The organism is Alloacidobacterium sp. (genome assembly GCF_035631355.1).
Classification (GTDB): Bacteria; Acidobacteriota; Terriglobia; order Terriglobales; family Acidobacteriaceae; genus Alloacidobacterium.
This window is the reverse complement of the sequence record NZ_DASQIX010000076.1, coordinates 13,141-27,475: the sequence shown is the minus strand read 5'-3', so window position 1 is coordinate 27,475 and position 14,335 is coordinate 13,141. Positions and strand designations below refer to the sequence as shown.

The 14,335-nt window shown below is 56.3% G+C and carries 9 protein-coding genes and 1 pseudogene; 1 reads left to right on the top strand and 9 read right to left on the bottom strand.

Going from position 1 to position 14,335, the window contains the following annotated elements:
* Positions 1 to 45 precede the first annotated feature (45 nt).
* Entirely contained in the window at positions 46 to 2,703 is a 2,658-nt protein-coding gene (gene gyrB, locus VEV40_RS14295) for a DNA topoisomerase (ATP-hydrolyzing) subunit B (RefSeq protein WP_324833253.1), read from the top strand.
* A 165-nt stretch (positions 2,704 to 2,868) separates the two neighbouring features.
* Here gyrB and VEV40_RS14290 read toward each other — a convergent pair whose 3' ends face one another.
* The 9 genes and pseudogenes from VEV40_RS14290 to VEV40_RS14260 form a co-directional block, all read right to left on the bottom strand.
* Complete coding sequence (locus VEV40_RS14290) at positions 2,869 to 4,518, bottom strand: PQQ-binding-like beta-propeller repeat protein (RefSeq protein ID WP_324833251.1); 1,650 nt, start codon at positions 4,516 to 4,518, stop codon at positions 2,869 to 2,871.
* 255 nt (positions 4,519 to 4,773) lie between these two features.
* A complete protein-coding gene (locus VEV40_RS14285) occupies positions 4,774 to 6,339 on the bottom strand; it encodes a PQQ-binding-like beta-propeller repeat protein (protein ID WP_324833363.1) in 1,566 nt (521 codons plus the stop codon).
* Positions 6,340 to 6,849: 510 nt separating this feature from the next.
* Positions 6,850 to 6,972 (bottom strand): PQQ-binding-like beta-propeller repeat protein, encoded by a 123-nt coding sequence (locus VEV40_RS20755; protein ID WP_414637851.1) that lies wholly within the window; start codon positions 6,970 to 6,972, stop codon positions 6,850 to 6,852.
* A gap of 16 nt (positions 6,973 to 6,988) precedes the next feature.
* A pseudogene (locus VEV40_RS20750) lies at positions 6,989 to 7,132 on the bottom strand (PQQ-binding-like beta-propeller repeat protein); the annotation flags it as partial.
* Positions 7,133 to 7,142: 10 nt separating this feature from the next.
* The gene (locus VEV40_RS14280; RefSeq protein ID WP_324833249.1) at positions 7,143 to 7,439 is read right to left on the bottom strand and encodes a hypothetical protein; all 297 of its coding nucleotides are present in this window, start codon (positions 7,437 to 7,439) and stop codon (positions 7,143 to 7,145) included.
* A gap of 58 nt (positions 7,440 to 7,497) precedes the next feature.
* Positions 7,498 to 9,117 carry a PQQ-binding-like beta-propeller repeat protein gene (locus VEV40_RS14275; RefSeq protein ID WP_324833247.1) on the bottom strand — a complete coding sequence of 540 codons (1,620 nt, stop codon included), beginning with the start codon at positions 9,115 to 9,117 and terminating at the stop codon, positions 7,498 to 7,500.
* A 9-nt stretch (positions 9,118 to 9,126) separates the two neighbouring features.
* On the bottom strand, positions 9,127 to 10,761 hold the full coding sequence (locus VEV40_RS14270; RefSeq protein ID WP_324833245.1) for a PQQ-binding-like beta-propeller repeat protein: 1,635 nt from the start codon (positions 10,759 to 10,761) through the stop codon (positions 9,127 to 9,129).
* A gap of 247 nt (positions 10,762 to 11,008) precedes the next feature.
* Positions 11,009 to 12,631, bottom strand: a complete 1,623-nt coding sequence (locus tag VEV40_RS14265; RefSeq protein ID WP_324833244.1) for a PQQ-binding-like beta-propeller repeat protein — start codon at positions 12,629 to 12,631, stop codon at positions 11,009 to 11,011.
* A gap of 307 nt (positions 12,632 to 12,938) precedes the next feature.
* Positions 12,939 to 14,333, bottom strand: a complete 1,395-nt coding sequence (locus tag VEV40_RS14260; protein ID WP_324833242.1) for an alkaline phosphatase family protein — start codon at positions 14,331 to 14,333, stop codon at positions 12,939 to 12,941.
* Between the last annotated feature and the right edge of the window lie 2 nt (positions 14,334 to 14,335).

Here is a 14,335-nt window from a genome sequence, read left to right as displayed (position 1 = left end):
AACCCGGCCCAAAGGCGATTGAAGGCTTTGCCTTGCCGGAGTTTCATGTCCACCAAAGAACTTGCCGTTTCAACACTTTCCCCCGACGAGATTGAACCTTCCTCCCCCAGAACCAATGGCCAGAAAAAGATGAACGGTCAGGATAATGGCTACACGGGCGACAACATCAAGGTGCTTGAGGGCCTCGAAGCGGTGCGCCTGCGTCCGGCAATGTACATCGGTTCGACGGGCGAGATGGGTCTGCATCATCTGGTGTATGAGGTGGTGGACAATTCCGTTGACGAAGCGCTCGCCGGATATGCGAAGAAGATTGACGTCATCATCCACGTTGATAACTCGATCACAGTAATCGATGATGGCCGCGGCATTCCTGTTGACGAAAAGACGCTGGACAATGGCGAGACGATGCCGGCGGTACAGGTTGTTCTGACCAAGCTGCACGCAGGCGGAAAGTTCGATTCATCCACTTACAAAGTTTCGGGCGGACTGCATGGCGTAGGCGTGTCGTGCGTCAACGCGCTGAGCGAAGAATTCGAAGTAGAGATCTGGCGCGACGGACATACCTTCGAGCAGGATTACGAGCGTGGCCATCCAGTGTCAAAGCTGCGGCAGACGGGCACGTCGAAGAAGCGCGGCACTAAGGTCCACTTCCTGCCCGACAAGACGATCTTTGCCGTCACTGAGTATAGCTGGGACACCCTGGCGCAGCGCTTGCGCGAATTGGCTTTTCTGAACAAGGGCCTCGAAATCACGCTCACCGACGAGCGCACAACCGATCCGAAGTCGGGCGATTCAAAGCGCGCTGAGTTCAAGTATGTAGGCGGCATTGCCGAATTCATCAAGCACCTGAACCGCGGCAAGCAGGCATTGCACGACAAGCCCATCGTGATGGAAGCGATGCGCGACGGCGTCGATATGGAGATCGCGCTCCAGTACAACGACGGCTACTCAGATACGGTCTTTACCTTCGCCAACAACATCAACACGGTTGACGGCGGCTCGCATCTGTCGGGCTTTAAGACAGCACTCACGCGCACCATCAACGCCATTGGCCAGCAGATGGGCCTCTTCAAGGATGTGAAGGAGAACCTCTCCGGCGACGACGTGCGCGAAGGACTGGTCGCGGTCGTGAGCGTGAAGCTGCCGCAGCCGCAGTTTGAAGGGCAGACCAAGGGCAAGCTGAATTCAGACATTGCGGGAACGGTGCAGGCGCTGGTCAACGAGAAACTGGGCATGTTCCTCGAACAGAACCCGCCGGTCGCACGCAAGATCATCAACAAGGCAATTGACGCGGCACGCGCTCGTGAAGCTGCGCGCAAGGCACGCGACCTCACACGCCGTAAGGGTGCGCTGGACGGCGGTGGTCTGCCGGGCAAGCTGGCTGATTGCAGCGAGCGCCAGCCGGAACGCTGCGAGCTATATCTGGTTGAGGGCGAGTCTGCAGGTGGAACGGCGAAGCAGGGGCGTGACCGTCGATTCCAGGCGATTCTCCCGCTCAAGGGAAAAATCCTGAATGTCGAGAAGGCCCGCTACGACAAGATGCTGGGCCATGAAGAAATCCGCGCCATGATTACGGCGCTGGGCACGAGCATCGGCAAGGACGATTTCGATCCGGCGAAGCTGCGCTACGGCAAGATCATCCTCATGACGGATGCCGACGTTGACGGCTCGCACATTCGCACGCTGCTGCTCACGTTCTTCTTCCGTCACATGAATGAGTTGATTAAGCGTGGGCATGTGTACATTGCGCAGCCGCCGCTCTATCGCATCAAGAAGGGTAAGTTCGAGCAGTACATCAAGGACGATCGCGAGTTCGTGAAGGTCATGGTGAAGCGCGCCTCCGACGGCATGATCGTCCGCCACGGCGAGAACGCCACGAAGCTCGAAGGTGCGGCGCTCACTAAATTCATGGGACAGCTGAATGAGTATCTCGGCTTCTTCGACAAGGTTAACAAGCGCTTTCGTAATGAGGAAGTCACCGGGCTGTTCGCGAAGCTCTTCGCGCACGAAGGCAAGGAGCCTGCAAAGCGCGCGGACTTCGAAGGCGACGCGTCAAGCGCTCCGGCAAAACTGACCGAACTGTACAACGAGCTGAAGAAAATTGAGAAACAGTATCAGTTCAAGGGTCTGGACAAGCCGGTTTATGACGAGGAGCACCAGACTTGGTCTCTGATTTTCCATGACGCACAAGGCGCGGAGCGGAAGATTGACTGGGTCTTTGCGTCCACCCCGGAAACCCGTCAGATGCTCGCGAAATATTCGCTGATCAAGGACATGCTGGAGCCTCCGTTCCTGATTGAATACGCGAGCAAAGCAGTAGCTGCCGCAGCCGAACCCGATCCCGAGGAGAGTGAAGGCGAAACGACCGGCGAAGCCGAAGCGGGCAAACCCGCTCCGAAGCGCATTGGGCGCGCGTCACATGAACCAGTCGAGAAGCAGACGCCGCACGACCTGTTCGAGTACGTCATCGAGCAGGGACGGCGCGAGTATCAGGTGCAGCGCTATAAAGGCTTGGGCGAGATGACGGCAGCGCAGCTTTGGGAAACGACGATGGATCCGGAGCATCGCACTCTACTCACCGTGAAGCTTGAAGACATTGCCGAGACGGAGACCATCTTCACGACGCTGATGGGCGAAGATGTCGAGGCGCGTCGCAAGTTCATCGAAGACAATGCGCTGGATGTGAAGAACCTGGATATTTAAGATTCAATCCCGACATATTGTGGGGCGGCTTCCAGCCGCCTTTCTATATCTAAAAACTTCAATGAACGCGATACCAAAGTCGTTGAGATTTTTTCCCAGCCACATCTCAAACGTGACGATTCGTCTGGCCCCGTCATTCGGCAAGAACTATTTACGCCCCATACTTCATTGCACCGTGAGGCTCACCGTCGCAGTGTTGTTCGCCATGTTTGGATCGGGTGTGTCTGACATAGTGGCTGCATTCGCGGTGATCACGGTGCCTGCGGGCGCTGTCAGCTTCACTGTCAAGCGCACGGTCCATGTGGTGTTCGGAGCCATGCTGGCGCCCTCGTGGCAGACGATCTGTCCCGTTCCCTGATATGGCGGATGGGTGCATGTACCCAGAGCCGGAGTGCCGGAGATGCGGATGTAGTCGAACGTTGTTCCTTCAGGCACCTGAGTGGTCAGCACTTCATTATCAGCATTGTCTGGCCCGAGGTTCCAGACCGGGAAGGCATAGGTGATCAGATCGCCCTGATGGACTGTAGTCGTAGACGGGTTTATCCGCAGGAACAGATCGGCATCTACTCCTACCGAAAACGCGTAAGTATTCCCCGTGTTCGATTGATTTGCATAAATGATGTAAAGCGTGCCATCCACAATGATGGGCGAGGAAAATAATCCCGGTTCTCCTGCCCGATAGCTCCATAGCAGGGCGCCGGTGCTGGCATTGAGCGCATACACGTTGCCGTCTACAGAGCCGATATAAACCACACCATTCGCCACGGCAGGCGAGGACGACTCGTATCCACCTCCAGTGGTAAAGTTCCATAGTAGGTCGCCGGTGCTGGCCTTCACTGCATAGAACTTGCCGGTCCCACTGATATAAACCACACCATTCGCCACGGCAGGCGAGGAGTCGATAAGATCATCTCCGTAGTAATGGCTCCACAGCAGCGAGCCGGTGCTGGCGTTCAGCGCATACACATTGCCGTCACTGGCGCCGATATATACCACCCCATATGCCACGGCGGCGGAGGAGAACACATTGTTTACTGTGGTAGCATAGCTCCACAGCTTGGCGCCGGTGCTGGCATTCAGCGCATACTCGTTGCCGTCTTGGGAGCCGACATAAACCACACCATTAGCGACGGCTGGCGAGGCATATACGTGGAGTCCAGTGGTGTATTTCCAGAGCAGGGCGCCGGTGCTGGCATTGAGCGCAAAGACGTTGCCGTCGAAAGCGGCGAAATAAACCACTCCATTCGCGACCGTAGGTGAGGTTCCCACCAAGCCGCTCCCGCACAAGGTGGCGCCGGTGCACTCGCTTTCAGTGGCGTATTTCCAGAGCTTGGCGCCGGTACTTGCGTTCAGAGCATACAGGTTGCCATCCCACGAGCCGACATAGACCACTCCATTCGCGACCGCAGGTGAGGAGTCCACAAGGTATCCAGTGGTGAAGCTCCACAGCTTTGTGCCTGTGGTGGCGTTCAGCGCGTATACGGCACCATCGGTTGAGCCGAAATAAACTACCCCATCTACCGTTACGGTTGAGGATATTCCGCCGCTCGTCATGTATGCACCGATAGGGTTCTTCCACTTCAACTCCAGGTTGCCAACGTTGCCGACGCCAAGCACCGTCTCATAAGGATTCCAGCGCTGCATATTGTCGCGGTGGAACTCCGTCCAGTCCGCGGGTGAGGACTTGGCCTGAGCATACGCAAGCGTGTTGGCTGCGGCCAGCATCAGCCACAGCGGCGTGATTGCAAGCATCAAGCCCACAATCCTGAATGAAGCAGTCTGTTTCCTATGCGTAACGCAGAGAGGGGATTTCATCGCGCAGCCTCCAGAGATTTCTTGCCTTGACAGGGGCCGGGCGTCACGCGAATGAAAGTGGTTGGGTTCTGAGCAGAGCGGACGCCAACGTTCGGGTTCGGTACTCCCAACGCCAAGCAATGTACTCCTTAGTGGTTAGACAGACAAGTGAATTTCCCGCGATAGATAGGTGTTGCCTACCGTGCAAGACGATACATGAAAAGAGCGTTTTTAGGGTGACTTTACCTTCCGCGATAACTCCTTGTTACCAATACGTCATTGCACCGTGAGGTTCACGGTCGCAGTGTTGTTCACCATGTTTGGATCTGCCGTATCTGCCATCGTGGCTGCATTCGCAGTGATCACCGTGCCTGCGGGCGCCGTCACTTTCACTGTCAGACGTACTGTCCATGTGGTGTTCGGAGCCATGCCGTCACCCTCGTGACAGATGATCTGCCCTGTTCCTCCATATGGCGGATGCGTGCATGTGCCCAAGCCCGGCGTGCCGGAAATGCGGAGGTAGTCGAAAGTTGTGCCTGCTGGCACCTGTGTGTTCAGCACCTCGAAATCAGCATTAGCCGGACCAAGGTTCCATACCGGGAAGGCATAGGTGAGCAGGTCGCCCTGATGGACCGTTGTTGTGGATGGGTTTATCCGCAGGAACAGATCGGCACCTACCGAAAACGCGTAGGTATTTCCAGCGCTGACGTAAAGCACCCCATCTACGATGGTGGGCGACGAAGTCACGGGGCCTCCGGTAGCATAACTCCACAGCTTGGCGCCGGTGCTCGCGTTCAACGCATAAACGCTGTCGTCATCCGAGCCGATATACACCACACCATTCGCCACCGCGGGAGAAGATTCCACAGCAGCTCCTGTGGCAAAGCTCCACAGCTTGGCGCCGGTGCTCGCGTTCAACGCATAAACGTTCTTATCATACGAGCCAATGTAGACGACCCCATTCGCCACGGCGGGTGAGGAAGTCACGAGGCTTCCCGTGGTATAGCTCCACAGCTTGGCACCGGTGCTAGCATTCAGTGCATAAACGCTGTGGTCACCGGAACCGACATAGACCACCCCATTCGACACGGCGGGAGAGGATTCTACGGAGCCTCCGGAGGCATAGCTCCACAGCACGGTACCAGTGCTGGTGTTCAACGCTTCCAGTTGGCCGTCAGTCAAGCCGACATAGACCACCCCATTCGACACGGCGGGAGAGGATTCTTCTATCACGCCCGTGCCTCCCACGCCTCCTCCCCAAAGCACGGCGCCGGTGCTCGCGTTAAGCGCAAAAAGAGTGCCGAAGGTGTCGCCGACATACATCACCCCATTTACCACGGTGGGCGAGCAAATCACGAACTCTCCGTCTCCTCCATTAGGGGTAGAGATCCACACTGTGGCGCCGGTGCTGGCGTTCACAGCATAATCATTACTGTCGTACGAGCCGAAATAAACCAACCCATTCGACACGGCGGGCGAGGGAAACACAAAGCCTCCCGTTGCATAGTTCCACAGCTTGGCGCCGGTGCCGGCGTTCAGTGCATAAACATTGTTGTCGGTGGAGCCGATATAAACCACTCCGTTGACCACCGCGGGAGAGGAGGATACACCGAGTGAGCCCGGAGAGACGGGGCTTTTCCACTTCAGTTGCAGGCTGCCAACATTGTTGACCCCAAGTACCGTCTCATTCAGATTCCAACGCTGCATGTTGTCGCGGTGGAACTCCGTCCAATCCGCGGGAGATGATGTGCTAGCTGCCGCACTGGAAACATCAGCAGACGTCTGAGCATAGGCATAGGTGTTGGCTGCGGACTGCATCAGCCACAGCGTGATCGCAAGCATCAAGCCAACTATTCTGAAAAAAGCAGTCTGTCTCCTGTGAGTAACGCAGAGAGGGAATTTCATCGCGCAGCCTCCAACGATTTCTTGCCTTGACAGGGCTGGGGCGTCACGCGGATGAAAGTGGTTGGGTTCTGAGCATAGCGGACGCCAACGTTCGGGTTCGGTACTCCCAACGCCGAGCAATGTACTCCTTAGAGGTTAGGTAGACAAGTGAATTTTCGTGTTAGATAAGTGTTTCCGATTGTCGCCGCATAGTCTGACTTACCTTTCGCGATAACTCCTGTTACCAATACGGACTTGGGAGGGATTTCCAGAACGGAAGTAGAGCACTCCGTCCACAATAGTGGGTGACGAACTAACAGCACCGACGGCATAGGTCCACAGCTGGCACCAGTGCTGGCGTTCAGCGCATATAGGTTGCCCTCAGTCACACTCGCATTAAAGCGTGGGCATAGACCACCCCATTCGCAACCGCGGGCGAGGCTTCTTCCGTATAGTCCCCTATATCAGTTATCCATCACCGGTGCCGGTGCTGGCGTTCACCGCATACACATTGCCGCCGAAGTCAGAGGTAATATAGACGATCCCATTCGACACGGCCGGTGCTGAATAAACACGGCTTGTTGTTCCTATTAGAAAGCAAGACGCCGGTACTTGCGTTCAACGCATAGAGAAAACCGTCGTCAGAGCCGATATAAACTACGCCATTTGCTACAGCGGGCGAGCAAAGCACGCTGTTTCCCGTGGTATAACTCCACAGTTTGGCGCCGGTGCTGGCATTCAGCGCATACACCTTACCCTCATCAGAACCGAAATATTCCAGACCATTCACCCACCGCGGGTGAGGACACCGGAGTATGTTGGAACATACTGGCTGAATGCTTCCACTTCACTTGCAGGCCGCCAACATTGTTGATGCCGAGCACAGTTTCATACGGATTCCAGCGCTTCATGTTGTCGCGGTGGAACTCCGTCCAGTCGGCGAGCGAGGATCTGGTTGCGCTGGAGTTGGAACCGTCATCGGAAGCCTGACCAAACGCGGACATGTTGGCCGCGGCCGGCACCAGCCACAACGGCGCAATTGTAACTATTGACAGCACAATTCTGACTTATCAACGACACGGATCGAGGAGTTGATGGCACACCTCCATATCCTCGTTACTGCACGGTGAGACTCACCGTCGCAGTGTTATTAGCCAGATTCGGATCAGGAGTATCCGACATGGTGGCTGCATTCGCGGTGATCACCGTGCCTGCGGGCGCAGTCACCTTCACGGTCAGACGCACTGTCCATGTGGTATTGGGGGCCATGCTGTCGCCCTCGTGGCAGACAATCTGTCCCGTTCCCTGAAATGGCGGGTGTGTGCACGTTCCCAGCCCCGGAGTGCCGGAGATGCGGATGTAGTCGAAGGTCGTGCCCGCCGGAACCTGCGTATTCAGCACTTCAAGATTGGAGTTATCTGGCCCAAGGTTCCATACCGGGAAAGCATAGGTCAGCAGGTCGCCCTGATGCACGGTCGTGGTAGAGGGGAATATCCGCAGGAACAGATCTGCGCCGAGAGAAAAGGCGGTAATACCATTTGAAACAGCGTAGACCGTTCCATTTGTCACTACAGGTGAAGCATATATAACGTTTCCGACGGCACGGCTCCACAGTTTGGCGCCGGTGCTTGCGTTCAGAGCATACATATTGTGGTCGTCGGAACCGACATACACTACCCCATTCGCCACAGCAGGCGCGGAGGTCACAGTGTTTCCGGTGGTGAAGCTCCACAGTTTGACGCCAGTACTGGCGTTCAATGCATATACGTTGTGGTCGTAGGAACCGATATAGATTACCCCGTTTGCTATTGCAGGAGAGGACAATATGGTCGCTCCGGTGACAAAGCTCCACAGTTTGGCGCCGGTGCTGGCGTTTAATGCATATACGTTGTGGTCCTGGGAGCCGAAATAGACCACACCGTTCGCCACTGCGGGCGTAGACACTGCATTTCCGGCAGTGAAACTCCAGAGTTTGGCGCCAGTACTGGCGTCCAGCGCGTAGAGATTGCTGTCATTAGACCCGACATAAACCGCCCCATTCACCACGGCGGGCGAAGAGAACATCGCGAATGGGAATTGAGCAGCAAAGCTCCATAGTTTCGCGCCATCGCTGGCGTTCAGCGCATATATATTGAAGTCACTACCCCCGACATACACCACCCCGTTCACTACCGTAAGCGGGGACTGCACGGAATTTCCGGCGATAAAGCTCCAGACCATGGCGCCGGTGCTGGCGTTCAGCGCATATACCTTGTTGTCATCTGAACCGACGTAAACCATCCCATTCGCTACCGCTGGCGAGGATTCCACCTCATCTCCAGTGGTGAAACTCCATAGTCTGGCGCCGGTGTCTGCGTTCAGTGCATATACGTTCTTGTCGATAGAGCCGACGTAAACCACACCATTCGCCACTGCTGGTGAGGAGTTCGAAAATCCGCCAATTGGACTACTCCATTTCAAACTCAGGTTGCCGACGTTGGTAACGCCGAGCTCTGTCTCATATGGATTCCAGCGCTGCATGTTATCGCGGTGAAACTGGGTCCAGTCCGCGGGTGAGGGTGTGGTGGCCGTCGAGCTGGAAACATCATCGGATGTCTGCGCATACCCAGACCTGTCGGTTGTGGCCAGCATCAGCCACAACGGCGCGATTGTAACGATTGAGAGCACAATTCTGAAGGAAGCAGTCTGCTTCCTGTCAGCGACTTGGATCGAGGAGTTCATGGTTACATCTTCCATATCTTCGGCTCATTGAACGGTGAGGCTCACCGTCGCTGTATTGTTGGCCGTGTTGGGATCAGGTGTGTCCGACATGGTGGCTGCATTTTCTGTGATCACGGTTCCTGCCGGTGCTGTCACCTTCGCCGTCAGTCGCACTGTCCACGTGGTGTTCAGAGCCATAGCCGCGTTTTCGTTACACACGATTTGTCCTGTTCCTCCAAATGGAGGATGCGTGCAAGTGCCCAGTCCCGGTGTACCGGAGATGCGGATGTAGTCGAAGGTCGTTCCTGCGGGCACCTGCGTGTTCAATACTTCGTGAACAGCGTCGCCCGGTCCCAAATTCCATACCGGGAAAGCGTAGGTTAACAGATCTCCCTGATGCACTGTCGTCGTAGACGGCTGCACTCGTAGAAATAGATCCGCTCCCAGCGAAAAGGCGTAAACATTACTTTTGCCAGATGGTTCGTTTGCAGCTTGGATGTATACCGCGCCATTCACAACGGTGGCCGAGGTATTGGAAATTCCGATTGAATAGCTCCACAATTTCGCGCCGGTGCTGGCGTTGAGCGCGTAGATATTGGTGTCAGTTGAGCCGATATAGACCACCCCGTTTGCCACTGCAGGTGAGGAATACTCCACCGGGGACCCAGCGGTGTAATTCCACAGCTTGACGCCGGTATTGGCATTTAGGGCATATACGTTGTTATCGCCAGAGCCAAAGTAGACTATCCCATTCGTTACTGCGGGCGAGGATTCCACAAAACTCCCGGTGTTAAAGCTCCACAGCTTAGCACCGGTGCTGGCGTTCAGTGCATACATGTTGTGGTCGTCGGAGCCGACGTAGACTACCCCATTCGCGACAGCGGGCGAGGAAAACACAAGGTTTCCCGTTGCATAGCTCCACAGCCTGGCGCCGGTATTGGCGTTCAGCGCATACACGTTGTTATCCCCAGAACCGACATACACCACGCCATTTACTACGGCAGGTGAGGAAAATACATTCCCTCCGGTCGTATAACTCCACAGCAAGGCGCCCGTGCTGGCCTTTACTGCATACACGAGGCCGTCCGCGGAGCCGAAATAAACCGCTCCATTCACTACCGCGGGAGAGGAAAATTCTCCAAGCGAAGAGCCATGCAAGAACTTCCACAGCAGGGCGCCCGTGCTGGCGTTCAGCGCGTACAGGTTGTTGTCGTCAGAGCTGACAAAGACTACCCCATTCGCCACTGCGGGCGAGGTATCCACATAGTTTCCGGTAGCGTAGCTCCACAGTTTGGCGCCGGTGCTCGCATCCAGGGCATACACATTGTTGTCAAGCGAACCCACATAAACCACTCCGTTCACCACCACAGGCGAAGACGAGGAGAGCAAGCCATTGGGAGCCTTCCACTTTAAGTTCAGATTGCCAACGTTGCCGACGCCCAGCACCGTCTCATAAGGATTCCAGCGCTGCATGTTGTCGCGGGGGAACTCGGTCCAGTCGGCGAGTGAGGGATTCGTCGTGGCCGTGCTGGAGTTTGGAACATCATCGGTCGTTTGACCATACACAGACATGTTGGCTACGGTCAGCATCAACCACAGCGGCGCGATCGTAAGCATCAAGCCTACAATCCTGAAAGCAGCAGTCTGCTTTTTCTTGAGGAGAGAGATGGCGGTTTTCATAGCGCAGCCCTCCAGAGAACTTTTAGGTTGTTGCGAAGCGGGGACGGCGCGTGGTTTGGAGGCGTTGGGTTCGGCCTCCTGAAGAAGTGAACGAGGCGGCGTCGGCGTTCGGGTTCGGTGCGCCCAACGCCGAGCACTCTACTCCTTAGCAGTCCGGTGGACAAGAGGATTCTTTCGACCGTCATCTCTGAGCAAAAGACAGATGGCGCGCCGCGTGCCATCCATCGGGGAACCGCCAACATCCGCGTTACTGCACGGTGAGGCTCACCGTCGCAGTATTGTTGGCCGGGTTCGGATCAGGCGTATCCGCCGTCACCGTCCCGCTCTCGATGATGGTGCTGCCTCGTATGATTCTGATTCCCGGGGGCAGCATTACAGTCAGACGTACCGTCCACGTGGTGTTCGGCGCCATGCTGCTGTTTTCGTGGCAGACGATTGCCCCGGATCCCCCGTGAGGCGGATGTGTGCACGTGCCCAGCCCCGGCGTTCCAGAAATGCGGATGTAATCGAAGACAAAGGGATACGGAATCTGCGTGTTCAGCACCTCGTGGTCAGCATCGTCTGGACCCAGATTCCATACCGGGAAGGTATACGTGAGCAGCTGACCATTTTGGTATGGTGTCGGCGCCGCACTCACGCGCAGAAAAAGATCGGCTCCCACGCTGAAGGCGGAAATACTCTGATGATTTCCAGTTGTATCTCCGGCACGAACGTAAACCACCCCATTCACAACGGCAGGCGAGGAGTCCACCGCCCCGCCTGTATCAAAGTTCCACAAGTTGGCGCCGGTGCCTGCGTCCAGCGCATATATGTTGTTGTCAGAAGAGCCGACATAAACCACCCCATTCGCTACGGCGGGCGAGGAATCCACATTGCCTCCGGCGGCATAGCTCCACAGTTTGGCGCCGGTGCTGGCGTTCAGCGCATAGACATTGCCGTCTGCGGAGCCGATATAGACCACCCCGTTCGCCACGGCAGGCGAGGAATCCACTACATTTCCGGTGGCATAGCTCCACAGCTTGGCGCCTGTGCTGGCGTTCAATGCAAACACATCGCCGTTCTCCGAGCCAACATATACCACCCCGTTTGCTACTGCGGGCGAGGATTCCACACGGCCTCCTGTGTAATAGCTCCACAGCAGGGTGCCGGCGTTAGCATTCAGCGCATACACTTGGCCGTCTTCGTCGCTAAAATAGACCACCCCATTCGCCACTGCGGGCGAGGATTCCACAGCTTTCGGGCGAGAAAAGCTCCAAAGCAGTGCGCCGGTGCTGGCGTTCAGTGCATACACCGTACCCGAGCTGATATCGAATTCGCCGGACGCGATATAAACCACCCCATTCACTACCACGGGAGAGGAAACCACATTCTGGGCGGTCGAATAGAACCAAAGCACGGCACCGGTGTTGGCGTTCAGTGCATACACGTAAGGGGATACCAACATGGCGCCAGCGGACGCGATATACACCACCCCGTTCGCTACGGCGGGCGAGGATCGCACCGGTGTGCCAATGATAGCGCCCCACAGTTTGGCCCCCGTGCTTGCACTCAGCGCGTATACGGTACCATCGGTTGAGCCGAAATAAATCACCCCATTCACCACTGCGGGTGAGGAACTGAAGCCAGAGCCGCCGGTGTCGGCGCCGATGGGATTCTTCCACTTCAGCTTCAGATTCCCGACATTGTTGACGCCAAGCACCGTTTCATACGGATTCCAGCGCTGCATGTTATCCCGGTGGAACTCGGTCCAGTCCGCGGGAGACGATGTGCTGGTCGTCGCGCTGGCAGCATCGTTGGACGTCTGCGCGTATGCGGACATCATACCTGCGGCTGCGGTCAGCACCAGGCATAGCGGAGCGATTGTAAGCATCAGGCTCACAGTCCTCAAAGAGACGGAACGCTTCCCGTTAACTACACAGAGGGGGGATTTCATAGTAGTTCTCCGGAGATCTTTCAGATTGGCAGGGAGCGGGACGGCGCGTGGGATGGAGGCGTTGGGTTCTGGCCTCCTGAAGAAAATGAGCGAGGCGGCGTCGGCCTTCCGGTTCGGTACGCCCAACGCCCAGCACTCTACTCTGCCCGAGGTCCTGTGGACAAGAAGATTCTTTCGACCGTCATCTGAGCAAAAGACTGGATGACGAACAACTGCGCTATCAGAGATCTGCCAGCGTCCCCGCTTACTGCACTGTGAGGCTCACCGTCGCAGTGTTATTGGCCAGGTTGGGATCAAACGTATCTGACATGGCAGCCGCACTTGCGGTGATGACCGTGCCTGAGGGCGCAGTAACCTTCACTGTCAGACTCACCGTCCATGTTGTGTTTGGTGCCATGCTGCTGTTCTCGTGACAGACGATTTGACCGGTTCCCTCATAGGGTGGATGCGTGCAAGTACCTAGTCCCGGCGTGCCGGAGATGCGGATGTAATCAAAGGTAGTGCCAGGAGGGACTTGCGTGTTCAGCACTTCGAGAGCAGCGTTGTCAGGGCCCCGGTTCCAGACTGGAAAGAGATAGGTGAGCAGGTCTCCCTGATGAATAGTGGTCGTAGAAGGCCATATCCGCAGGAAGAGATCGGCACTGGAAATGAACTCCTGCATGTCGGGGGCAGTAGCGGCAGTACCGGGAAATGTGGTCAGCCCAAGGGCCTCGGACAGAAACCTCAGGGTACTGGGGTGCTGATAAAAAGTATTGGAGACATAACCGCGCTTCACGTCGGGCCCAACGACGATCCACGGCACATTCCCGCCCCCATGGGTGTTGTCCGAGTCCGTCTCGTCAAAGACAATCACGAGCAGGCCTCCATGAGGCGCGTTAAAGTCCGGGCTGAGAACCAATGGATCGATGTTCGTTTTCAGCCATGTATCCACGGCGGCCAGCGCCTCATCACCTGTGCAGTTGGGAATGGCGTCAGGACAATCATGGCCATTGTCGTCGTTGTCAGGAACGATGAATGAATATTGCGGCAGAGTGTGGTTGGCAAGGTCGGCGGAGAACTGCGTAAATGGCACCAGATTCTGCTGCTGGGTCTTGCTGTCCCGCACATCGGAAAAGAACGAGAGGGGATTGTGGTGCTCCGTGTACTCCCCGCTGTCTCCACCGATATAACCGACAGACGGCAGACCTTCGGAATACTCCTTCCAGGTCTTTCCCGCAGCGTTCAGGTGGCGGACAATATTGTCCACGGTCACTGTCTGACTGTAACTATCATCGTTGGTAATGAGCTGGCCGGTGGTGAGCTCGAAATAGTTGCCGATGGAAGGATGCGTATTCGCATAGTAGGAATTCGCATAGGCATACTTGTGGGCCAGTCCGTTCAGATAGGGCATGCTGGCGTTGCCAATCACTTCCGAATAGGAGTGATTTTCCAGCATCACGATGAAGACATGTTGTTCCTGGGTAGCGGTCGAAGACGTCTCGCCCGCGCTCAATTCAGAACCAGCTATCGAATTCGAGCCGACCGTCCCGGCCAGCAACACAAGAAGCACGGCGGCTAACGACCCTTGCCGCAAGGTAATTCTCTGGGGAAGGAGCATGTATATGGCCTCACCTAACAGGCCAAGCTTAATATCGCCCATCT